The following is a 22202-nucleotide window of genomic DNA, read 5'->3' on the forward strand; positions in this document are numbered from 1 at the left end:
GCGCGATGCGCGGCCAAACGCGCTCGAACGGGTGACGGGCCGGGGTCGGGGGTTTGGGAGGCCGCGGCGCGGCCCGTCGTCAGGAGGCGGCGCGGCCGAAGGCGACCAGGTGCCCGTCCTTGGTGCCGACGAACACCCGCCCGCCGTCCGTGGCGGGGACGGAGAACCTGCTCACCGTGCCGAGCGCGAAGCTGCGGCGCAGCTTGAGCGTGCCGTTGACCGGCAGCGGGTCGTACACCCGCAGCTCGCCGTTCTGGCCGCCCGGGCCGGTGCCCGAGTAGACGGTCCAGACCAGCGCCGAGCCGGAGACCGTCCCGTTGGAGGTGACCACGGGCGAGCCGGAGGCGTAGCCGAAGCCCTCGGCGCTGGTGCCCGCGCTGGTCAGCTGGGGGTTCCCGGCGCTGTTCACCGAGTACTTGAGCGCGCGCAGCGACCCGTAGTTCTCGACCAGGTAGACGTAGCCGCCGTCGCCGCCCCAGACGCCCGGGTGGCCCCAGACGCCCTTGAACGGGCCGGTCGTGCCCACCGCGCCGTCGGTGCCGTTCGGGCCCTGGCCCATGCCGCCCAGGTGGTCGCGGTCCAGCAGGAAGATCCGGCCGTCCTTGCCGACCTGGACCAGCAGGTGCGGGTGGGCGGCCGTACCGAAGCCGGACGGCAGGGCGGCCGGTCCGCCGGAGCCGAGGTCCACGTCGCCGTGGTCCATGTCCCGGTTGTTGGTCGGGCTGAAGAAGTCCTTCGGGGCGAGGCTGCCGTCGGCGTTCACGCCCAGCCGGACGACGGACTCGGCGAAGTGGCCCTGCGGCTTGTCCCCCGGGCCCTTGGGCGGGGAGGAGCCCGCGCCGGCGCCGTTGCCGGTGGCGAGGAGGATCCGCCCGGCGCCGTCCGAGACCAGGCCGCCGCCGCTCATCCAGACACCCGCGTTCTGCGAGGCGGAGCCGGACTCGGTGGACCAGAGCGTCAGCTTGCGGGAGCTCGTGTTGACGCCCGCGACCACGCCGACGTACGTGCCGACCCCGCAGTCCGAGGCGAAGCCGAAGTACACCGCGCCGTCCAGCAGCAGGAGTCCGGCGCGCTGCGCCGAGGTGCCCGGGTCGAACGGCACCCCGGGGCTGTTCACCGGCGAGCCCTGGACGGGGACCGGCCAGCCGCTGCGCTCGGCGCCCGAGGCGATGTCCAGCGCGTGCACCGAGAAGTGGGCGCCGCCCTCGCTGGACTTCGTCACCAGGTAGACCGTGCCGCTCGCCCTGTCGTAGACGGGCGTCGAGGTGATGCCGGTGCCGGGGGAGAGGCAGGCGGTGGACGACGGGACCGGCGTGCCGAGCGCGCGCTGCCACAGGATCCGGCCGTCGGTCGCGCCGATCCCGTAGACGTGGTTCGTCTCGCTGGCGACCACCACGGTCGAGCCGGCGACCAGCGGCTGCGCGAGGACGGCGCCGTCGACGGCGGTGGACCAGCGCCGGCCGAAGTCCGAGGCGGAGACCTGCGCGGGGCCCAGAGCCGGCTCGGCCGCGTCCCAGCCGGTGCGCAGGCTGTTCACCGAGACGGTGGGGTTGTCGGCCCGCGCGGCGGTCGCGGTGGCCAGCGAGCCGGCCGCCAGGGCCGGGGCGAGCAGCGCCAGCCCGCTCAGCACGGCTATGCCGGTGCGGGTCGACGGCGCTCGGCTCGGCGCGGCACGGCCCGCCGGCGCGCTGCGCGGGCCGCCCGGGAGCGGGGATGGGTGGAGTCGGCTCATACGGTCCGCCTTGGCTGTCGGGGGGAGTACGGGGTACGGCGCCGTGGCGTCATTCTGTGAACGCCCGCGCCGTGCCCGCATCCGCCCGCAGCCCCCGCCCGGCGCCGTTCACGCCCCGGAGGGAACCGGCTGCGCCGCCCGGCGCTCTCCCGGGCGCCTGCGGACGGCCCCGTCCCGGCCCCGGTCCCGGGTGGGCTCAGCCCCCGAGCTGCTTGGCCAGCACCATCGCGAGCCCGCTCTCGGCGAGCACCTCGGCGGGGGCGTTGACGCCGTCGCCCGGGCCGCGGTCCTTGAGCACCTCGACGGCGTAGACGCGGCCGCCGGCCAGGAAGAGCACCCTCGGGTGGGTGCCGTCCTTGCGCTGGGTCAGCACCGCGTCCTGGCCGACCCCCGGCAGGGGGGTGACCTGGAGCTCGGCGTCCGCCCGGGCGGAGGCCAGGGCGGTCGGGCTCGTCTCGCGGATGGAGGCGTACGACTCGCGGGAGCCCCAGGTGCAGCCCCAGACCGGGCTGCCGTCGCTCGCCGGGTCGGGGTGGGTGCCCCGGAACGGGCCGGCGGTGCCCACCGCGGCGACGACCTGGGGGGACGCCAGCAGCGTGCAGGCGTCCGCCGGTCGGGCGGCGGCGGGTGCGGCGGTGGGCGTGCCGGCGGCCGTGGGGGCCGGCACGGAGGCGGTGGGCGCGGTGGCTCCGGTCGGGGTCGATCCGGTCGGGGTCGACCCGGCGGGCGTCGGCGCCGTGGGCGCGGTCGCCGCGGGCGTGGTGGGCGGTGCCGCCGACGCGGTGCCGCCGCCGGAGGACGAGCAGCCGGCCACGGCGACGGCCGCCAGGGCCAGCGCGGGCAGCCAGAGCTGCCGACGGCCGTACCGGAGCGGTGACTTGAGCTGCATGGGACCCCCTCGAACGGCGCCCGCCGGTGTGGCGGGCTGTGATGCCGAAGGGATCCTAATGGCCGGGTCCGGCCGGTGTTTCCCGTTCCGGCAACGGGAGTTGTACGGCCGTGTCACAAAGGCGGACCCGGCGCGTCCGGCGGCCGGAGCGGCGGTCCGGGGCGCGGGGGTGGTACGCGCACGTCCGGACGGGCTCCGGGCGGCGCCCGTGGCGGGAGGGCCTGACCAGGTCCGATGCGGCGAAGGTCCTTTACCAGTGCGGGGTTGCCGGTGTCGAGCTCTCCACCATCAGCTCCCCGGACGGGTGATGTTCTGGTGAAAGTGGTCATGCCAGGAACGGTCGCCCGGCATCCTTGGGCCGGTGACCAGGTGGATTCCGCACCCGGCGGATCCCGTGACCAGGCGGATGGAGGCCCAGACGGTGAGCACGAACCTGCCGGAGACCGTGGCGGAGGGGCCGGTGGTCCTCCCGGCGCCGCCCCGCGTGGTGGACGACCTGGCCCGCGACCTGACCCATGCCGCGGCCGCCGTGCGGGCGGTCTCGCGGGCGGGGCGCAGCGGCGGCGACGTCGCCGTCGCCGCCTACACCGCCGTGGTGTGCACCGGCCGTTCGGCGGCCCGGGCCCTGGAGGAGGCCGCCGCCTGGTGCCGGCAGGCGCCCGAGGCCGAGGTGCACTCGCTGGCCTGGGCACGGGTGCCCGGGCACCGCGACGACGTCTACGAGTACCGCGTCACCCTGGCCGTGAGCTTCCCCGACCACGAGACCGGCGAGCACAGCGGCGACACCCACCACGCCCCGCGCTGAGGTCGACGTAGGATCGCCCGCATGGATCATGGGGGCACGAACGAGACAGCGGCGACCGGGGCGGTTGGGGCCGGGGCGGTGGCGACCGGGGCAGCCGGGACCGAGGCGCCGGCCGTGACGACCGGGGAGCGCGAACTCTCCACCGGGGCGGCCGTGGCCGCCACCGTACTGGCGGCCCTGGGCGCCGCGGCGGTCCTGCTGGCGGTCTTCCACTGGCTGGGCTGGACGGTCCCCGGCGTCGGCTGGCTGCTCGCCAAGGGCGCCGTCAAGCTCTGCGCGGGCGGCGTGGTTGGCCTGCTGGGCGCGGTCGCCTGGCTGCGTCAACGGTACGCGGCGCGCAGGTAGTTCGAGGCCTTCGGAACCGGCGGACGGTCCGGGGCGGCGGTGGCCCGGTGGTCACCGGCCCTCGGGCCACCCGCTGCTCCGGCGCCCCGCGCGGGAGTTCAGGGGACCAGGACGAGCCGGCCGCGCAGGCCGCCGCGGTCCAGCCGGCGGTGGGCCTCGGCGGCCTGCGCGAGCGGGTGGGTGGCGGCCACCCGCAGCGTGAGCCGCCGGGCGGCCGCGAGCGCGGACAGTTCGGCGAGGGCCGGGCCGTCGGCGGCGATCCAGACGGTGGACACCCGGATGCCGCGCAGGCCCTGCGGTGCGCCGCCGGCCACGCTGACGAAGGCCCCCCGGTTGCGGACCGCGCCGAGCGCGACCACCCCGAGCAGGGCGGCGTCCAGGGCGCCGTCCACCCCGCCCGGCACGAGCGCCCGGACGGCGGCGGCCGGATCGGCGGTGCCGCGCGGTACGAACCGGTCGGCGCCCAGCCCCCGGACCAGCGCCTCGTCGGCCCCGTCGGCCAGTGCCACCACGCGCAGCCCGCGCAGGGCGGCGAGTTCGACGGCGAAGCCGCCCACCGCACCGGCCGCGCCGGTCACCAGCAGGGTGGCGCCGGCGGGCAGGTCGAGCAGGTCCAGCGCCTGGGCGGCGGTCAGCCCGTTCAGCGGCAGCGTGGCGGCCTCGACCGCCGGCACCCCCGTCGGGGCCGGGGCCAGCGCCGAGGCGTCCAGCACCACGTAGTCGGCGTAGGTGCCGAGGGAGACGTCCAGGCGGTCGCGCAGGCCGATCACCCGGTCGCCCGGGCCGAAGCCGGACACCCCCGCGCCCACCCGGTCGACCGTCCCGGCCACGTCCCAGCCCAGGCCGGTCACCTCGCGCGGTGCCATCAGCCCCGCCGCCATCAGGGCCCCGGACCGGGTCACGGCGTCCACCGGGTTGACCCCGGCGGCCGCCACCCGGACCCGCACCTGGCCCGGGCCGACCTCGGGCACGGGCACGTCCACCAGCTCCAGGGCTTCGGGACCGGCATGGCTGCGAACGACGACGGCGCGCACGGCGCACTCCTCGGGGGGCGACGACGGGGACTGCGGAAGACCCGGGAGGACCGGGCTTGCCAACGGTTGCCACGCTAAGGAGAGTTGCTCTCCAGCGGGAAGCACGCACCGCGAAGTGCGTACCGCACGGGGAGGAGAGCCCATGGCCACCATGACCGCCGCTCAGCGCCGCTCGGCCGAGCGTGCGAGCTTCGACGCCTATCTCGCGCAGTGCCCGGCCCGGCAGTTGCTCGACCGGATCGGCGACAAGTGGGTCAGCCTCCTCGTCAACGCCCTGGCCGACGGCCCGCAGCGCTACAGCGACCTGCGCCGCCGGCTGGCCGGGGTCAGCGAGAAGATGCTCACCCAGACGCTGCGCGCCCTGGAGCGCGACGGCCTGCTCACCCGCACCGTCACGCCCTCGGTGCCCGCCCGGGTCGACTACGCGCTGACCCCGCTGGGGGTCGGCCTGCTGCCGTTGATGCGGGCGATCAAGACCTGGGCCGAGGAGAACATGCCCGAGGTGCTCGCCGCCCGGGACGCCTACGACACCCGGCCGGACTGACGGACCGCCCGGTCGGGGGCCGCGTTCGGGGCCTCGCCCGGGGCCGTGTTCGGGGCCGCGTCCGGGCTTGTGCGCAGCGCCGCGTCGAGGCGTTCGGCGAGCGTGTCCCAGGGCCGGCACTCCACCACCGGGAGGGCGTGCCGGTGCGCCTGCTCCGCGAGCCAGTGCGAGTACCGGGCGCCGACCTCCGCCCGCTGCGCCTGCACACCGCACTCGGGCTCGCGGGCGGCGTAGTTGGCGGTGATCCGGGCCGCGTCCGGTTCGTGCAGGAAGACCGCCCGGACGCGCCGCCCGGCCGCCCGGCCCGCCTCGACGGCCCGGGCGGCGGCGGCCGGGGTGAGGTAGTCGCCCTCGACGACGGCGGGCACGTCCACCGTCAGCCGGTTGCGGACGACGCCGAGCACGGCGGGTTCCAGTGCGCGGGCGGTGGCGATCTGCAGGTCCAACTCCCGCTCGGGCGACAGGCCTTCGGTGACGAGCGGGTCGTCGAAGTGGTGCAGCTCCGGGTGCTGGGCGGCCGTGGTGATCTCCTGGACGGCGCCGACCACGTCGTCGAACTCCACCACGAACGCGCCCGACTCCCCGGCCAGCCGCGCGGCGGCCCGGCTCTTCCCGATGCCCGAGGCCCCGCCGATCAGCAGGATGTCCCACCATGTGTTCGCCACGTTCGCCGTGTTCACCATGTTCACCATGGGGCGGACGGTATCGCGGGGAAAGGGACGGGATCACCCGAATTCGGCGGGACCGGCGGTGGAGGGCGGTTCCCGCTCGCGCGGGCGGAGAGATCACCGGCGACGCCCTTCGGCAGGGGTTCGAGGCGGGCGATCGGCTCCGGGTACCCGCGCTGCCGTCCGTCGGACCACCGGCCCAGGCCCACCACCGCCGCGTGTCCGGCGCCGGTGACCACCGAGGCCGGCTCGGGGTGCCGCCGGAGGCGTGTCCGGGCGGGCCGGTGGGCCGGTGCGCGGCCCGGCGCCGCCCGGCGACGTCGACTAGCGTGGTGCAGATGACGGGGAGCGAGCACACCGTGCTGATCGTCCTGCGGGGCAACAGCGGATCCGGGAAGTCGAGCATCGCGGCAGCCCTGCGGGCCCGGTACGGGCGGGGGATCGCGCTGGTCGGCCAGGACAATCTGCGCCGGACCGTGCTGCACGAGCGGGACACGGACGGCGCGGCCGCGATCGGCCTGGTCGACACCGTCGCCCGCTACGCCCTCGACCACGGCTTCCACGTGGTCGTCGAAGGCATCCTGTCCGCCGCGCGCTACGGCCCGATGCTCGGCCGGCTGGCCGCCGACCACCGCGGCCGCACCCGGCTGTACTACCTCGACGTCGACCTGGCGGAGACCCTGCGCCGCCATGCCCTGCGGCCGCAGGCCGCCGAGTTCGGCTCCGAGGAGATGGCCGACTGGTACGTCGGGGGCGACCTGCTGCCCGGGGACGTGGAGCGCGTCATCGGCCAGGACAGCACGCTGGAGCAGAGCGTGGGCCGGATCCTGGAGGACGCGGGGCTGACGCCGCCGGCGCGCTGAGCCGGCGGGGCCGGCGTCGCCGTGGCCGGGCGCCGCCGAGGCTCTTGCGGACCTCAGGCGTCGGCGGGCGGCTGCGGGTGGTCGAGGCGGTGCTGCCAGGCGGTCAGCAGGCCCTCCAGGGCGCCCGCCTCCTCCGGGGTGAGCAGCTCCAGCAGGCGGTGTTCATTGCGCATGTGGGCGGTGAAGGCCTCGTCGATCAGCCGGCGGCCGGCCGGGGTGAGGGCGACGACGCGCCCGCGCCCGTCCTCGTCGCTGCGCCGGCGGGTGACCAGGCCGGCCCGCTCCAGGCGGTCGATCCGCTTGGTCATCGCGCCGGTGGTGACCATCGTGTGGGCGGCGAGCTCGCCGGGGGCCCGTTCGAACGGGGAGCCGGCCCGGCGCAGGGCGGCGAGCACGTCGAACTCGCCCTCGCCCAGGCCGTAGCGGTCGTACACCAGGCCGAGCTCGCCGGTGAGGCGGGCGGCGAGGCGGTGCAGCCGGCCGATCACCGCCTGCGGCGAGACGTCGAGGTCGGGTCGCTCCCGGCGCCATTCGGCCTGGATGGCGGCCACGTGGTCCGGGGCTCCCGGGGGCGGTCCGACCGGTCCGCGCTGCTGTTCCATGGCGCCATCCTAGCCGGATAGCTTCTCGGGAAGGTATATTTGCTTCCATGGAAGCGAATCTCCGGTGGGTACTGCTGACCGCCGTCGCGCCGGTCGCCTGGGGTGCCAACTACTACGTCACCCGCGAGTTCCTCCCGGCGGACCGCCCGCTCTGGGGCGCCGCCCTGCGGGCCCTGCCGGCCGGCCTGATCCTGCTGGCCCTCTGCCGCCGGCGGCCGCGCGGCGCGTGGTGGTGGCGCTCGGCGGTGCTCGGGCTGCTCAACACGGGCGTCTTCTTCGTCCTGCTCTACGTCGCCTCGCAACTGCTGGCCACCAGCATCGCCTCGACCGTCATGGCGGCCTCCCCGCTGGCGATGATGCTGATCGCCTGGGCCCTGGTGGCCGAGCGGCCCGCCCGCGCGCACCTGGCCGGCGCCCTGGTGGGCCTGGGCGGGGTCGGGCTGATGGTGCTCACCCGGACGGGCGCGGTGAGCCTGCCCGGGCTGGCCGCCTCGGTGGCCGCGATGCTGGTCTCCTCCTGCGGTTACGTGCTCGCGGGTCGCTGGCGCGACGGCGCGGACGTGCTGGCCTCGATCTCCTGGCAGCTGATCGCGGGCGGGCTCGTCCTGCTCCCGGTGGCCGCGCTCGCCGAAGGGGCGCCGCCCGCGCCCGCCCTGCCGGAGCTGCTCGCCCTCGGCTACGTCACCGTGGTGGCCACCGCGCTGGCGTTCGCCGCCTGGTTCGCCGGTCTGCGCCACCTGCCGGCGGGGACGGTGGGGCTGATCGGGCTGCTCAACCCGCTGACCGGCGTCCTGCTCGGCACGGCGGTGGCGGGGGAGGAGCTGGGGCCGCTCCAGGCGGGCGGGCTGCTGCTGGTGCTGGCGGGCGTGGTGCTCGGGCGGCCGCGCCCGGCGGAGCGGCCCTCCGGACGCCTCCGGCCCGGCGTGCCGGTCGCGCCGGCCGAGGGCGAGACCTGTCGCAGCGCGCCGCCCTGACGGCACCTCGGCTTCGTCGTGACCACCGACCCGACCGAACTCGCCGCGTTGGACGGGAACTTGGCGGTCGCCCGCGGTCGAGGCCTCCCGGTGGCGGACCGGCGGCGGGCGGAAAACCGGGTGACCGGCGCCGCCCGGGCTCCCTAGACTCGCCCCGAAGTCGCACGCCACCGCCGTTCGCGGGGCGGCGTGCCCCGTGACGAGTGAGGGAGGACCGGTCGTGCGCTACCGCACCGCTGTTGTCGTTCCCTCGTCGCGGTACGAGGTGATCCTGGTGTCCTCGTGCGCCCGGTGCCCGCTGCGCGGCCGGCACCGGAAGTCCGCGACGCACGCATGAACTCCCGCCCCGCCCGGCCCTGATGACAGGGCGTCGGGTGGGTGCGTGACCGGCCGGACGCCCTCCGGGCCGGCCGCCGTCGTCGTCGCCGCAATCGCGCTGCCACCTCAGCGGAACACCCCGAAAGGGAACGCCCCGAAAGGCACCGGGCCATGCGCACCGACCTCGTCAGCACGACCGGCACCACGACCACCACCGCCACCGCCGTCACGGCCATCGCCGCCGTGCGCAACCTGGGCATCCTCGCCCACGTGGACGCGGGCAAGACCACCGTCACCGAGCGGATCCTCTACCTCACCGGCGCCACCCACAAGCGGGGCGAGGTCCACGACGGCACCACCGTCACCGACTTCGACCCGCAGGAGCGCGACCGGGGCATCACCATCTTCGCCGCGGCGGTCAGCTGCGCCTGGGACGGCCACCGGATCAACCTGATCGACACCCCCGGCCACGTGGACTTCGCCGACGAGGTGGAGCGCTCGCTGCGGGTGCTCGACGGGGCGGTGGCGGTCTTCGACGCCGTGGCGGGCGTCGAGCCGCAGAGCGAGTCGGTGTGGCGCCAGGCCGACCGGCACAGCGTGCCGCGGATCGCGTTCGTCAACAAGCTCGACCGGGCCGGCGCGGACCTGGACGCGGCCGTCGCCTCCATCCGCGACCGCCTGCATCCGGCCCCGCTGGCCGTCCAGTTGCCCATCGGGCAGGAGGACGGTTTCACCGGCGTGGTCGACCTGCTGCGGATGCGCGCCCTCACCTGGGCGGACCGCTCCGGCCCGGACGCCTACCGGGAGGGCCCCGTCCCCGAGGAGCTGCGGGCGGAGGCCGAGCGCCGCCGCCGCCTGCTCGACGAGACGGTGGCCGGGCTCCACCCCGGCGCGCTGGAGGAGTACTGCGAGCGTGCGGCGCTCTCCACCGGCACGCTGGCCGCCGCGCTGCGCGACCTCACCCGCACCGGCGAGGCCGTGGTCGTGCTGTGCGGCTCGGCCTACCGCAACCGGGGCATCGAACCGCTGCTCGCGGCCGTGGTGGACTACCTGCCCTCGCCCTTGGACGTGCCGCCCGTGTGCGGCCTGCTCGACGGCGCGGAGCAGCGGCGCACCGCGGACCCGGCCGGGCCGTTCGCCGCGCTGGCGTTCAAGGTGAACGCCACCGCGACCGGCCGGCTCACCTATCTGCGCGTCTACTCGGGCACGATCCGGAAGGGGGACACGGTGCTGGACGCCGGCACGGGACGCACCGAGCGGGTCGCCCGGATCCTGCGGGTCCAGGCCGACCGGCACGCCGAGACGGAGTCGGCGGCGGCCGGGGACATCGTCGCCGTGGTCGGGGTCAAGGCCGCCCGCGCGGGCGCCACGCTCTGCGCGCCCGGCGCGCCGCTGGTCCTCGAGCCGACCGTGGCGGCCGACCCGGTCGTCACGGTGGCCGTCGAGGCCCGCCGGGCCACCGACACGGACCGGCTGGCCACGGCACTGGCCCGGCTCGCCGAGGAGGACCCGTCGCTGGTGGTCCGGACCGACCCGGAGACGGGCCAGCGGGTGCTCTCGGGGCTGGGCGAGCTGCACCTGGAGGTCGCGGTGGAGAAGATCCGCCGCGCCCACGGGCTGGAGGTGACCGTCGGGCGGCCGCAAGTGGCCTACCGGGAGACCATCGCCGGCGGCGTGTCCGGGCTCGTCCACCGGCACGTCAAACAGGACGGCGGCGCCGGCCAGTTCGCCCATGTCGTGCTCGACGTGGCGCCGCTGGACGGCGACGACGCCCGGGCCGCGGAGGGGTTCGTGTTCCGTTCCACCGTCACCGGCGGCCGGGTGCCGAAGGAGTACGTCCAGGCGGTCGAGGCCGGCTGCCGCGACGCGCTCACCGAGGGCCCGCTCGGCGGACACCCCGTCACCGGGGTGCTCGTCACGCTGACCGACGGGGCCACCCACCCCAAGGACTCCTCGGACCTGGCGTTCCGCACCGCCGGTCGGCAGGCCCTGCGCCAGGCGCTGCGGGCCTGCCGCCCGGTGCTCCTGGAGCCGGTCACCGAGGTGACGGTGAGCGTGCCCGAGGACGCGGTGGGCGGGGTGCTCGGTGACCTGGCGGCCCGCCGCGGCCGGGTCCAGGGCTCGGAGGCCCGCGGCGGCGCGGCGACGGTGACGGCGACCGTGCCGCTGGCCGAGCTGTTCGGCTACGCGACCGGGCTGCGCAGCCGCACCCAGGGCCGGGGCACCTTCACCGCCCGGCCCGCCGGCTACGCCCCGGCGCCGCAGTAGGCGCCGGTCGGCCGGGCCCGCCCGCACCGGGGCGGGCCCGGCCACCGCGGCCCGCCCCGGTGGCCCGCCCCGGTGGACCGCCTCTGACCTGCGCGTCCTTCCCCGGCCGGGGTGGTCCGACGGGCTACCGTGGCCGGGCGGCCGCACCCGGCTCGCGGCGGGCACGACGGACGGACGGCCATGCAGTTCGACGAGCAGGGGGACCTCGACACCTCGCAGGTGGACGACCGGCGCGGGCGGCCGGGCGGCCGGATCGCGGTCGGCGGGGGTGCGGCGGGCCTGCTGGTCGCCCTGGTCGCGGTGCTCCTCGGCGTCGACCCGAGCCTGCTCGGTCTCTCCGACGGGGGCGGGGCGGGTGCCGGCGCCCGCCCGAGCACCGCCGGGGAGGTCCAGCAGGTCTGCCGCAGCGGCGCGGACGCCAACCGCCGCCAGGACTGCCGGATCGTGGCCGTCACCAACAGCCTCCAGGAGTACTGGCGGGGCGAACTGCCCCGGCACGGCACGCCCTACCGGCCCGCCGGGACGGTCCTGTTCACCGACCGGGTCTCCACCGCCTGCGGCGCGGCGAGCTCCGCCGTCGGCCCGTTCTACTGCCCGGGCGATCGTCAGGCCTACTTCGACCTCGGCTTCTTCGACGAGCTCTCCTCGCGCTTCGGCGCCCGCGGCGGCCCCTTCGCCGAGGCGTACGTGGTGGCGCACGAGTACGGGCACCACATCCAGAACCTCACCGGCACGATGGAGAAGGCGAACCGGGACCGGCAGGGGGCGAACAGCGGCTCGGTGAAGCTCGAACTCCAGGCGGACTGCTACGCGGGGGTCTGGGCGCACCACGCCACCACCACCCCGCAGGCCTCCACCGGCCGCCCGCTGATCAGCGCCCTCACCGACCAGGACATCGCCCAGGGCCTGGACGCGGCGGCCGCCGTCGGCGACGACCGGATCCAGCAGCGGGCCACCGGCCGGATCGACCCGGAGAGCTGGACGCACGGCTCCTCCGAGCAGCGCAAGGCCTGGTTCACCACCGGCTACCGCACGGGCTCGATGACCGACTGCGACACCTTCGCCGTCCCGCGCCGGTCCGTGCCGTCCTGACGGTGTCCGGGGTCGGCCCGTGCCGCCGTCCTGACGGTGTCCCGCGCCGGTCCGCGCCGTCCTGACGGTTTCCGGCGCCGGCCCGTGGCCCGGCACACCCTGTCATCCGTCAGGGACCGCTGCCGCCGCACCGCTCCTACGCTGCTGATCACTGGCCGGACCGGTCACACCAAGACCAGCCACATCAGAGGGAGAACCACCATGCGCAGGATCCTGCACGCCGCCGCCGCGCTCGCCCTTGCGACCGCCGCCGTCACCACCCTGGGCACCACCGGTGCCCGGGCCGCCGACAGCTGGGACGGCTGTCCGTCCGGGGCGGTCTGCATCTACGGCGAGGGCGCCCCCACCTCCACCCCGCCGACCGACGTGTTCTACAGCTACGGCGCCCACAACCTGAGCAACAAGACCGGCTGGCACTGGGTCCTCAACAACCAGACCGGCGGCGCCCACGCCCACCTGTGCCTGGGCTACAACGGCACCAACTGCAGCTACGACATGCCCGCCCAGAACGGCGTCTGGGCCGACCTGGGCCCGGTCAACTCCATCACCCTCGACCGCCCCTGATCACCCGCCCCTGATCACTCCCGAACGACCTGCCGGGGATGCGGCGGTGGCCGCCGGACGTGGTCCGGCGGCCACCGCCGTGCTCCGTGCGCGGCCGTCACCGCGCGCTCGCCCGGGCCGTGCCCGGCCGCCCGCACCCGGCGCCGGGGGGCGCCGGGGAGGCGGTCAACCGGCCTGCGGGGACGGGCAGGTGAGGTCGCGGGCGGGCGCGCGGTCGGCCAGCAGGTAGGACTCGACGACCTCGCGGACGCAGGTGTTGGGCCCCGGGTACTGGCCGTGGTCGCCGTTGCCGGTGACCGTCACCAGCCGGGAGCCGCGCAGCGCGCGGTGGGCCGAGCGCGCGGCCTCGTAGTAGGTGGCCGGGTCGTGCACCGAGTTGAGCATCAGCGTGGGCGGCAGGCCGGCACCGGTCACCCGCACCGGGGGCGCGGTGGGCGCCGGCCAGGAGGCGCAGACGGCGGCGAAGGCCAACGTCCGGGCGCCCGCCAGCGGCAGGCGGGCGGTGAACTCGGCGCCCCGCGCGGCCCAGGTGTCCAGGTCGCGGGTCCAGGGCGTGTCGTTGCAGGTCACCGCGAAGTACTCGGCGAGGAACTCGGGGCTCAGGTACTGGCCGAAGACCAGCCGCGCCGTCGCCTGGCCGGTCGGGCTCGCGCCCGGCCAGTCGTCCAGCGCGGTCAGGGCGGTGGCCAGCGCGGGGAAGCCGTCGCCCGCCCGGTAGAGGGCCTGGATGGTCCCGTTGTCCAGCTGGTTGGGGCCGACGGTCAGGGCGCCGTCGACGAGCGGGCTGTCGTGCAGGGCCGCGCGCCGCCGCTCCCAGTGGGCCTTGGCCTCGGCGACGGTGCTGCCGTAGTGGTAGGTGCTGTCCCGGGCCGCGAGCCAGGGCAGGAAGTCCTCCTCGAAGCGGCGCTGGAAGCTCATCGGCTGTCCCAGCTGGAACCGCTCCCAGCTGCCGTCGAAGGAGATGTTGCTGTCCAGGACCATCCGCTCGACCCGCTGCGGGAAGAGCGTCGCGTAGTAGGCGCCGATCATGGTGGCGTAGGACGGGCCGTAGTAGCTGATCCGCCGTTCGCCGAGCAGGGCGCGGAAGAGGTCGAGATCGCGGGCGGTCTGCTCGGTCGTCAGATACGGCAGCAGGCCGCCACTGCGCTGCTCGCAACCGGCCGCCAGGCGGCGGGAGTTGTCGATCACGCGGGCGCGGTCGGCCGGGGAGTCGTCGCGGAAGTCCCCGACGAAGAAGGCCTGGAACTCCTCGGGCGTCTGGCAGACCACCCGGGTGCTGTGGCCCACCCCGCGCTGGTCGAAGCCCGCCACGTCGTACGCGGCCCCGAGCGCCGGTGCCGCGCGCACGAGGCCGTCCGGGCGCAGCAGCCCGGTGCCGCCGGGGCCGCCTGCGGCCATCAGCAGGGTGCCGCGCCGCTTCGCCGGGTCGGCCGCGCGGTGCCGGGAGACCGCGACGGAGAGGTCCGGGCCGTCCTGCGGGTGGTGCCAGTCGCGCGGAACGGCCATCGTGGCGCACTCCAGCGCGGGCGCCTCCGCGCAGGGCTGCCAGGTGAGTTGCTGCTGGGCGTAGCGGGCGGGGACGGCCGGCGCGGTGGCGGCGGATGCCGGGGCGGCGCCGGTGGCGGGCAGGGCGAGGGCGGCGAGCAGTGCGGCCGCTGCGGCGGCGAGCGGGGCCCGGCGCCGGCGGGTGCGGGGTACGGATGCGTTCACGTCCTCGATCCTGGCCGTCCGGAGCGGCGCGATCGATCCGGTATGCACCCGTGTCCGGGGTGGTGCGGACGACACCCGCCGAACGGCGGGGGTCCCGTAGGGGCGGTGCCGCCCCGGTTCGCTGACGGGCGGTCGGGCGGTCGAGCGGTCGGGCGGTCGGGCGGTCGGGCGGGCCGTCGCCCTCGCCGACCGGCTGTCGGTGCCGGCCGTTAGGCTGCCGTCCGCAGTGATCGGAACGGAACCAGCACGGTGCGGGCGGGCGGTAGCGGTATGACGACGACGGACGACGGTTCGGGCGAGGCCCGCGCGGCACTGGCGGCCCTGCGCGCGCTGGAGGCTGAACTACCCGGCGAGATCGAGCTGTTGGGTGGCTTCACGGACGAGCAGATGGACGCCTGGCCGGTCTTCGTGCCGGCGGCCTGCCGGGCCGTGCTGCGGGAGGTCGGCGGCATCGAGAGCGAGGAGTGGGGCACCTACGCGTTCGGCCCGGCCGGGGCCGGCGGCTTCGACGACGGCTGTCTGGTCGTCGGCGAGACCGGGTACGAGGGCGGGCAGCTGGTGGTCGGCGTCGGGTCGGCGCCGCGCGCGGACTGGGGACCGGTGCTGCTCCTCGAACCGTGGGGCGAGGAGGCGAGCGTCGCCGAGGCGCCCGGATTCGTCGGCTGGCTGCCCGCGCTGGCCGGCCGGCTCGCCCGGGGCGAGGACGCCTGGGAGCGGTCGGCCGGCGCCGCGACGGTCGCCGCCGTGCCCTCGGTCCGGGCGGCCGCCGCCGATCCCGGGCTCGCCCGCCTGGCGGGTCCGGGCCACAGCCTGACCGATGTCGTCGATCTGCGGGCGCTGCCCGGCTACCCGTGCGCACTCGACTGGGAGCCCTACCACTCCACCCGCCACCCCACGGCGGACACCGGCAGCAGCGAGGTCGCGTTCACCCTCGCCGGGGACGGGCAGGTGCTGGTGATCCGCAGCCTGGTCAGCGGGGACTTCCTCGGCCGCCCGGTCGAGCGGCCCGCCGTTCCGGCCGATGCGCCCCGGCGTGCGGTGACCGAACTGCGCGCCCTGGCGGCGGAGTTGCCCGAACTGGTCACCCTGGGCGAGGGCTGTACCGACGAGGAGCTCGACGGCTGGCCGGTTCCGCTCCCGGCTGACGTGCGCGCCGTCCTGCGGGAGCTCACCGGCGTCCGGATCGCCGGGCTGGAGCCGCTCGAACTGCGCCCCGGCGCGGCGGCCGACCGGCTCCCGCCGGAGCTGGCGGAGATGCTCGGCGGCCCGGGATCGTTCTGGCCGGTGGCGTGGCTGGACCGCGGTCGCCACCCCGCCTCCCTCCAGGTCCGGATCGACCAGGAGTCGGGCGCGTGGGGTCATGTGGTTTCCGTCCCGGGGAGCGTGGAGCAGCTCGCCGAGTGGCCGGAGGTGTCCCTGCTCGCCGAATCGCTGCCGCACCTGCTGCTCGTCCTCGCCCGGACGGCCCGGGGCGCGGCGCACCGGGCCGCCACGGCGGACGGCGGCGTGGACGCCGCCCGCTTCGCGAGCCGGGTGCGGTCCGCCCTCCACCACTTCCTGCCCAACACGGGCGAGCCCTGGGTCTTTCCGGCCCCGGTGCGGGACTGGGCCACGGCCGGCGATGCGCTGCGTGCCGGGGCGGCGGCCGCGCTGCCCGGCCACGCCCTGGTGGCGGACCTGCGGGAGGCGCCGATCCCCGCCGATCTCTGCTTCCACCGGGTGCGGGCCTGGGGCCACCGGGCCCGCGCCGAGCGGCTGCACTTCCTCGCGGGCGGCCGGATCGTCGCGGTCGTCCCGGTCGCGTAGCGGGCGGGCCGTGGCGGCTGTTCCGGCGGACCGCCGGCCGCCGGTGCGGTGCGCAGGCCCGGAGGGGCGGGTGGTGGGACCGGACGACCCGGCGGACCCGCGACGACCGTCCGGCGCCCGGCGACCCGGGGCTCCCGTTCGACGTACCGGTGAGGGTGGGGAGACCGCTGCGCCCCACCCGGGTCCCGCCCCGGTGACGAGGAGGGAGAACGCCGTGCCCGAATCGCGGACACAGCACCTCACGGTCACCCCGGACGGCTTCGCCGCCGGCGTCGGTCGGCGCCCGGACGCCCCGTTCGGCGACGGCGTGGACGGACTGCACGACCGGATGTTCACCGCGAGGCTCGACCGTGCCGAGGGCCGGCGCGGCATCGACGTGGACCGGGGCGAGCGCGGCGCGCGGAACACCGGCGCCACCGTCCTGGGCCGCGAGGTGTTCGGGCCGCAGCGCGGGCCCCTGCCGGACGGGGCCTGGCGGGGCCGCTGGGGCGAGGACCCGACGTTCCAGCACCACGTGTTCGTCCGCACCCACCACCTGCAGTCCGACCTGCCGACGGCGGGCGGGACGACGTCGCACTGCACCGACGGGCCGATCGGGACCGTCCGGCGGGCCTGCGAGGCGGCGTGCGGTCGGGACATCAGCCTCGGCGGCGGTGCGGCGTGCGGCCGGGAAACAGCCTCGGCGGCGGTGCGGCCACCGTGCGGCAGTTCCTGCGGGCCGGCCTGGTGGACGAACCGCACCCGGCCGTCGTCCCGATGCCGGCCGGCGGCGAGCGCCTGCTCGACAACCCGGGACACGGGGCCGACGGGCACCGGGGCGCCGACCGTGGCTCACCCGACCCGGCGCGTGCGGCCGGTGCCGGGGAGTGCCCGGCCCGTGCGGGTGCCCGGTGCCGGGGGCACCGGGCACTCCCCGGCCGGGGTGGCGGCGGGGCGGTTCAGTAGGCGACGGTGAAGCGGGTGCGGTGGTGGGTCGGCCGCTCGGCCTCGTCGAGGAGGGCGACGGCGAGGTCCTCCATGGAGATCGCCGATACACCGGCCTCGTCGACCACGAGCTCGTCGCGGCCGAGGCGGTACCGGCCGGTGCGCAGACCCGGTTCGAGCAGCGCGGCGGGGCTGAGGTAGGCCCAGTTGACATCGGTCGCGGCCCGGTAGAGGGCGAGCTGCTCGCCGCACGCGAGGGCGATGGGGCGCCAGGCGGCCGGGAAGTCGGGGGCGTCGATGACGGTGGCGCCGTTGCCGCCGGGCAGGGTGAGGCTGCCCGCGCCGCCGACGACGAGCAGCCGCACGTCCGACCCGGCCAGGCCGGCCAGCAGGCCCTTGGTGGCGACCGCCAGGTCGGGCTCGCTGCCGCGCGCCGGGCGGGTGGCACTGATCACCACGGACTGACCGGCGCCGAGGCGGGCGACGTCCTCCGGGTTGCGGGCGTCGCCGGTGGCGATCACGGCGTCGGTCGGGAGCCCGTGCGGCCGGGCCGGGTCGCGGAGGACGGCGGTGACCTCGTGGCCGCGGGTGAGGGCCTCGGTCACGACCCGGCTGCCGACGTTGCCGGTCGCGCCGAAGACGGTGATGCGCATGGGACTCTCCAGTTTCTCGGGTGGTGCTGACGGCGGGGTGTTTCTGCGGTGGTGGTGCTCTGTGCGCGGGGCGGTCCCGTGGAGGTGCCCCCGGGGCGGAGCGGTCAGGTCCGTACGGCGGACTGCTCGGTTTCGGGCCTGGCGCTGCCCGCTGCCGGCTCGGGGCCGGTGGCCTGCGGCGGCGCCGGGGGAGTCGCGGCCCGGGGCCGCTGGGTCTGGGCGGCGACCAGCGAGCCGAGCACGATCACCGCGCCGAGCCCCTGGACGGGCGAGAGGTCCTGCCCGAGGACGAGCCAGCCGAGGGCGGTGGCCACCACCGGGCTGAGCAGCCCGAGGAAGGTGACGGAGGTCGGCGGCAGCGCCCGGATGCCCCGGAACCAGAACGCGTACGCCACGGCCGCGCCGATCAGGCTGAGGTAGCCGTAGCCGAGCAGGTTGTCGCCGGTCAGGTGGGAGGGCGGCGCGCCCTCCACGATCAGGGCGACGGGCACCAGCAACAGACCGCCCGCGGTGAGCTGCCAGCCGGTGGTGGCGAGCAGCGGTGCCGGTGAGGTCCAGCGCTTGGAGAGGACGACGCCGGTGGCCATCACGACCGCGCCGCCGAGCGCGGCCGCGACCCCGAGGGCGTCGAGCTGGGCGTTGGCGCGCAGGACCAGCAGGCTGACGCCGACGATCCCGGCTATGCCGGAGAACAGGGTGCGCAGCGAGAGCCGGTCGCCGAGCAGCCCGGCCGAGAGCCCGGCGGCGATCAGCGGCTGGACGGCGCCGACGGTGGCCGCGACCCCGCCCGGCAGACGGTAGGCGGCGATGAAGAGGAGGGCGAAGAACGCGCCGATGTTGAGCGCGCCCAGCACCAGCGAGCGCCACCACCAGCTGCCCTTCGGCAGTTGACGGGTGACGGCGATGAGCAGCAGCCCGGCGGGCAGGGCGCGGAGCACCCCGGCGAGCAGCGGGCGGCCGGGCGGGAGCAGTTCGGTGGTGACGAGGTAGGTCGAGCCCCAGATGGCGGGGGCCAGAGCGGTCAGCAGCACGATTCCGAGTCGATTCCTTAGCACTAAGCCAATGTATCTCAGCGCTAAGGCATCTCGGAAGGGTCGACGCCGCTCGGCCGTGTGAGGTACCTCACCGCTAAGGCATCGCTTAGGCTGGAGGGGTGGCAGATCACGTGGACCGGCTGGTGAAGCAGTGGGGCGCGGAGCGTCCCGACCTCGACGTCTCCCCGATGGAGGTGATCGGTCGTCTCAAACGGCTCACCCGCCTGATGGAGGCCGAGCTCAAGCGGAACTTCGCCACGCACGACCTGGACGCCCCGTCCTTCGACGTCCTCGCCACCCTGCGCCGCAGCGGCCCGCCCTACCGCCTCACCCCCACCGGCCTGATGCAGTCCGCGATGGTCACCTCCGGCGCCATCAGCCAGCGGCTCGACCGGTTGGAGGCCCGGGGCCTGGTCACCCGCACGGCCAGCGGCTCCGACGGCCGCAGCCGCGAGGTCGCCCTCACCCCCGAGGGCTACGCCCTGGTCGACCGTGCGCTCCCCGACCACCTGGTGACCGAGCGGCGGCTGCTGGCCGGCCTCGACGAGCCGCAGACGGAGGCCCTGGTGGACGCGCTGCGCACGCTCCTCGCCGCCCTCGGGGACAGCGCGGAGTAGTCGCCGGGCAGCCGCGGCGCAGTGGGGCGCTCGGGCCGGGCGGTCACGGGTTGATGCCCACCGCCTTGAAGAAGGTGTAGTGGAAGGTCCCGCCCTGCTCCGCCGTCCGGTGCAGGTCGGCGATGCCGCGGTCGAACGCGGCCGCCGTGGTGAGCCCGGCGGCGAGTGCGTCGGCGCGCACGGACTCGACCATCGCGACGAAGGTCCGCCGGGTGAACCCCTCGACCAGCGCCGGGCGGCTCCCGTCCACGGAGACCGTGAGCGGGCGGACGGCGACGTCCCGGAAGCCCGCGTCCGCCAGCAGGGGGTGCAGTCGGCGGCCGAGCAGGGCGTCGCCGCCCGCGTCGGCCTGCAGGCGGACCAGGTGGCCGACGGTCTCCCGGGCGGCGGTGCTGTCGGGGTGGAAGAAGGTCGAGCCGTGGTCCCCCTCGATGACCGTGATCGTGCCGCCGGGGCGCAGCACCCGCCGCAGCGCGGTCAGCGCCGCCGACGGGTCGGCCAGGTGCTCCAGCACGAAGCAGACGAAGAGGTGGTCGAAGGAGCCTTCGGGGAAGGGCAGTTCGTGCAGATCCCCGTGGTGCCAGGTGACCTTCGCGCCGGGCGCGTGCGCGGCCACCCGGGCGCGCGCCTGGTCGAGCGAGTCGGCCGAGAGGTCGGCGGCCGTCAGCTCCGCCCCGGGGCTGGAGGCCAGCAGGTGGACCGTCTGCGCCCCCACGCCGCAGCCCGCCTCCAGGACCCGGCTGCCCGGCGGGTAGGCCGTCCCGGCGTGCAGCAACTCCGCGAGGGTGTCCGCCTGGTCGCCGAGCCGCTGCGCCTCGGCGGGCGAGTAGCCGTGCACGTAGGCGTGGTCGTCCTGCGGGCCCCCGTCGGCGGTGTGCGGGGGGCGGGTGTTCCCCGGTGCGGCGGTGGCGGCCCGGGTCTCCGCGGCTGCTGGGGTCTGCGTGGCTCCAGGGGCTCCAGGGGCTTCGGTGGTGTTGGTGGTGTTCGTGGTGTTCGTGGTCATGGCTCCACCCTGGCCCGCACAATGGACCGGTGAACAGGTCCAAAGAGACGCTCGGTCAGAGGTCCATAACCGCCGGTGCGGACTTCCTGCAGCTCGACGCCGCCGACGCCCCGCCCGGCCGCCTCGCCGACTGGCTGGCCCACCGCCTGCGGGAGGCCGTCGCGGACGGTCGCCTCCCGGCGGGCAGCCGGCTGCCCGCCACCCGGGTGCTGGCGGAGGAGTTGCGGATCTCCCGAGGGGTCGTCACCGAGGCCTACCGGCGCCTCGCCGAGGAGGGCCGGCTCGCCGGCCGGGGGCGCGGCGGCACGGTCGTCCTCGACGCCCCCGTCCAGCTGCCGCCCCCGTCACGCCTGTCACCACCGTCACTCCCGCCGCGCCCGCCGCTGTCCGGGCCGTCCGGGGTGTCCGGGCCGTCCGGGGCATCCGGACCGTCCGCGTCGGAACCCGCCCTGTTCGAGGCCGCCCCCGTCCCCGCCACCTTCGACGCGCTGCGCGCCGCCCCCGCCCGGATCGACCTCTCGCCCGGCGTCCCCGACCTCGCCGCCTTCCCCCGCGCCGCCTGGCTCCGCGCCGAGCGCGCCGTCCTCGACGGGCTCCCCGCCCACGAGTTCGGCTACGGCGACCCGCGAGGCAGCGCCGCGCTCCGCCAGGCCGTCGCCCGGTGGCTGGCCCGCAACCGGGGCATCCGCGCCGACCCCGACGAGGTGCTGATCGTCGCCGGCGCCGCACAGGCCCTCGCCCTGCTCGGCCAGGTCTTCGGCCGGGCGGGCCTCACCGAGGTCGCCGTCGAGGACCCGGGCTCGCTCGGCACCCGGCAGCACCTCGGCCACTGGCTCCGCGCCACACCGCCCGTCCCGGTCGACGCCGAGGGCATCCGGGTCGACGCGCTGCGCGCCACCGGTGCCCCGGCCGTGCTGCTCACCCCCGCCCACCAGTTCCCGTCCGGTGTGGTGCTCGGCGGCCGGCGCCGCCGCGAACTGCTGCACTGGGCCGGCGAGGGCGGCCTGGTGATCGAGGACGACTACGACGCCGAGCACCGCTACGACCGGGCACCCGTGCCGGCCCTGCGCGCGGCCCTCCCCGAGCAGGTCTGCTACATGGGCAGCGTCTCCAAGCTGCTCGCCCCCGCGCTGCGGACGGGCTGGCTGCTCGTCCCGCCCCGCTACCGCGAGGACACCCTCGCGGCCAAGCGGTTCGCCGACCTCGGCAACGCCGTGCTGCCGCAGCTCGTGCTGGCCCGACTGATGGACTCCGGCGAGCTGGAGCGGCACCTGCGCCTGCTGCGCCCGCGTCACCGGCGGCGCCGGGACGCGATGATCGCCGCCATCGGGGCGCACCTCCCGGGTGCCGTCGTGCACGGCGCGGCGGCCGGGCTGCACCTGATGGTCACCTTCCCGGCCGGCCTCGGCTGCACCGACGCCGAACTCGCCACCGCGGCGCTCGCGCACGGCGTCAAGGTGCAGCCGCTCTCCTGGCACGCCCAGCAGCCGCACCCGCCCGGGCTCGTGCTGGGCTATGCGGCCGGCACGCCGGGCGAGATCGCGGACGGCGTCGCCGTCCTGGGCCGCCTGCTGCGGCGGCCGGGGTGACGGCCGGGGTGACGGACGGGAGCCCGGCGGTGGGCGCGGGTGTCGCTGCGGTCGGGGCGGCACCGTGAGCGGACGAGGACAGGCGCGCCGCACGGTGTCGGGGTAGCGTGGCGGATCGGACGCGGCCGTCGCCCGCTCGCGCTCGTCCGCCGTCCGGTTGCCGCCCGT

Annotated in this window: 21 protein-coding genes; 12 read left to right on the forward strand and 9 right to left on the reverse strand. The window is 76.5% G+C overall.

Annotated elements, in window-relative coordinates:
- Window positions 1–79: 79 nt before the first annotated feature.
- Together ACWDRR_RS24735 and ACWDRR_RS24740 are read right to left on the reverse strand one after the other, a co-directional pair.
- Window positions 80–1732 (reverse strand): outer membrane protein assembly factor BamB family protein, encoded by a 1653-nt coding sequence (locus ACWDRR_RS24735; protein ID WP_449774387.1) that lies wholly within the window; start codon window positions 1730–1732, stop codon window positions 80–82.
- A 196-nt stretch (window positions 1733–1928) separates the two neighbouring features.
- Window positions 1929–2621: a hypothetical protein gene (locus ACWDRR_RS24740; protein WP_449774388.1), complete on the reverse strand. Its 693-nt coding sequence runs from the start codon at window positions 2619–2621 to the stop codon at window positions 1929–1931.
- A gap of 421 nt (window positions 2622–3042) precedes the next feature.
- Between ACWDRR_RS24740 and ACWDRR_RS24745 the strand changes: the two genes are divergently transcribed.
- Together ACWDRR_RS24745 and ACWDRR_RS24750 are read left to right on the forward strand one after the other, a co-directional pair.
- Complete coding sequence (locus tag ACWDRR_RS24745; RefSeq protein WP_380577156.1) at window positions 3043–3426, forward strand: hypothetical protein; 384 nt, start codon at window positions 3043–3045, stop codon at window positions 3424–3426.
- Between the two features lie 114 nt (window positions 3427–3540).
- Window positions 3541–3771, forward strand: coding sequence for a hypothetical protein (locus ACWDRR_RS24750; protein WP_449774389.1), 231 nt, complete (start codon window positions 3541–3543; stop codon window positions 3769–3771).
- Window positions 3772–3869: 98 nt separating this feature from the next.
- On the opposite strand, the gene ACWDRR_RS24755 is transcribed toward ACWDRR_RS24750, so the two are convergent.
- Window positions 3870–4805, reverse strand: a complete 936-nt coding sequence (locus ACWDRR_RS24755; RefSeq protein WP_449774390.1) for an NADP-dependent oxidoreductase — start codon at window positions 4803–4805, stop codon at window positions 3870–3872.
- 142 nt (window positions 4806–4947) lie between these two features.
- Here ACWDRR_RS24755 and ACWDRR_RS24760 point away from each other — a divergent pair, with 142 nt between their 5' ends.
- On the forward strand, window positions 4948–5349 hold the full coding sequence (locus tag ACWDRR_RS24760) for a winged helix-turn-helix transcriptional regulator (protein WP_449774391.1): 402 nt from the start codon (window positions 4948–4950) through the stop codon (window positions 5347–5349).
- Here the strand turns inward: ACWDRR_RS24760 and ACWDRR_RS24765 are convergent.
- On the reverse strand, window positions 5328–6041 hold the full coding sequence (locus ACWDRR_RS24765; RefSeq protein WP_449774392.1) for an AAA family ATPase: 714 nt from the start codon (window positions 6039–6041) through the stop codon (window positions 5328–5330). The two genes, ACWDRR_RS24760 and ACWDRR_RS24765, sit on opposite strands and share 22 nt — an antisense overlap.
- A gap of 314 nt (window positions 6042–6355) precedes the next feature.
- Between ACWDRR_RS24765 and ACWDRR_RS24770 the strand changes: the two genes are divergently transcribed.
- On the forward strand, window positions 6356–6880 hold the full coding sequence (locus tag ACWDRR_RS24770) for an AAA family ATPase (RefSeq protein ID WP_449774393.1): 525 nt from the start codon (window positions 6356–6358) through the stop codon (window positions 6878–6880).
- Between the two features lie 53 nt (window positions 6881–6933).
- Here the strand turns inward: ACWDRR_RS24770 and ACWDRR_RS24775 are convergent, their stop codons facing one another.
- Window positions 6934–7482: a MarR family winged helix-turn-helix transcriptional regulator gene (locus tag ACWDRR_RS24775; RefSeq protein ID WP_449774394.1), complete on the reverse strand. Its 549-nt coding sequence runs from the start codon at window positions 7480–7482 to the stop codon at window positions 6934–6936.
- A gap of 47 nt (window positions 7483–7529) precedes the next feature.
- Here ACWDRR_RS24775 and ACWDRR_RS24780 point away from each other — a divergent pair, with 47 nt between their 5' ends.
- The 4 genes from ACWDRR_RS24780 (at window position 7530) to ACWDRR_RS24795 (ending at window position 12698) form a co-directional block, all read left to right on the forward strand.
- Entirely contained in the window at window positions 7530–8456 is a 927-nt protein-coding gene (locus ACWDRR_RS24780; protein ID WP_449774395.1) for an EamA family transporter, read from the forward strand.
- A 489-nt stretch (window positions 8457–8945) separates the two neighbouring features.
- Window positions 8946–11042: an elongation factor G gene (gene fusA / locus ACWDRR_RS24785; protein WP_449774396.1), complete on the forward strand. Its 2097-nt coding sequence runs from the start codon at window positions 8946–8948 to the stop codon at window positions 11040–11042.
- 180 nt (window positions 11043–11222) lie between these two features.
- On the forward strand, window positions 11223–12134 hold the full coding sequence (gene ypfJ / locus ACWDRR_RS24790; protein WP_449774397.1) for a KPN_02809 family neutral zinc metallopeptidase: 912 nt from the start codon (window positions 11223–11225) through the stop codon (window positions 12132–12134).
- Window positions 12135–12335: 201 nt separating this feature from the next.
- A complete protein-coding gene (locus tag ACWDRR_RS24795) occupies window positions 12336–12698 on the forward strand; it encodes a hypothetical protein (protein WP_449774398.1) in 363 nt (120 codons plus the stop codon).
- 165 nt (window positions 12699–12863) lie between these two features.
- Here the strand turns inward: ACWDRR_RS24795 and ACWDRR_RS24800 are convergent, their stop codons facing one another.
- Complete coding sequence (locus ACWDRR_RS24800; protein ID WP_449774399.1) at window positions 12864–14408, reverse strand: alpha/beta hydrolase; 1545 nt, start codon at window positions 14406–14408, stop codon at window positions 12864–12866.
- Window positions 14409–14678: 270 nt separating this feature from the next.
- On the opposite strand from ACWDRR_RS24800, the gene ACWDRR_RS24805 reads away from it, so the two are divergent.
- Both ACWDRR_RS24805 and ACWDRR_RS24810 read left to right on the forward strand, forming a co-directional pair.
- Entirely contained in the window at window positions 14679–16214 is a 1536-nt protein-coding gene (locus ACWDRR_RS24805; protein ID WP_449774400.1) for a hypothetical protein, read from the forward strand.
- Between the two features lie 214 nt (window positions 16215–16428).
- The gene (locus ACWDRR_RS24810; RefSeq protein ID WP_449774401.1) at window positions 16429–17169 is read left to right on the forward strand and encodes a hypothetical protein; all 741 of its coding nucleotides are present in this window, start codon (window positions 16429–16431) and stop codon (window positions 17167–17169) included.
- Here the strand turns inward: ACWDRR_RS24810 and ACWDRR_RS24815 are convergent.
- Both ACWDRR_RS24815 and ACWDRR_RS24820 read right to left on the reverse strand, forming a co-directional pair.
- Window positions 17153–17791 (reverse strand): NAD(P)-dependent oxidoreductase, encoded by a 639-nt coding sequence (locus ACWDRR_RS24815; RefSeq protein ID WP_449774402.1) that lies wholly within the window; start codon window positions 17789–17791, stop codon window positions 17153–17155. The two genes, ACWDRR_RS24810 and ACWDRR_RS24815, sit on opposite strands and share 17 nt — an antisense overlap.
- 104 nt (window positions 17792–17895) lie before the next feature.
- Entirely contained in the window at window positions 17896–18822 is a 927-nt protein-coding gene (locus tag ACWDRR_RS24820) for an EamA family transporter (RefSeq protein ID WP_449774403.1), read from the reverse strand.
- 122 nt (window positions 18823–18944) lie between these two features.
- Here ACWDRR_RS24820 and ACWDRR_RS24825 point away from each other — a divergent pair, with 122 nt between their 5' ends.
- The gene (locus tag ACWDRR_RS24825) at window positions 18945–19442 is read left to right on the forward strand and encodes a MarR family winged helix-turn-helix transcriptional regulator (protein WP_449774404.1); all 498 of its coding nucleotides are present in this window, start codon (window positions 18945–18947) and stop codon (window positions 19440–19442) included.
- Window positions 19443–19485: 43 nt separating this feature from the next.
- On the opposite strand, the gene ACWDRR_RS24830 is transcribed toward ACWDRR_RS24825, so the two are convergent.
- Entirely contained in the window at window positions 19486–20445 is a 960-nt protein-coding gene (locus tag ACWDRR_RS24830; RefSeq protein WP_449774405.1) for a methyltransferase domain-containing protein, read from the reverse strand.
- A gap of 29 nt (window positions 20446–20474) precedes the next feature.
- On the opposite strand from ACWDRR_RS24830, the gene pdxR reads away from it, so the two are divergent.
- Window positions 20475–22034 carry a MocR-like pyridoxine biosynthesis transcription factor PdxR gene (gene pdxR / locus ACWDRR_RS24835; RefSeq protein WP_449774406.1) on the forward strand — a complete coding sequence of 520 codons (1560 nt, stop codon included), beginning with the start codon at window positions 20475–20477 and terminating at the stop codon, window positions 22032–22034.
- The last annotated feature ends 168 nt before the right edge of the window (window positions 22035–22202 follow it).

This window comes from Kitasatospora sp. NPDC003701 (genome assembly GCF_053587085.1).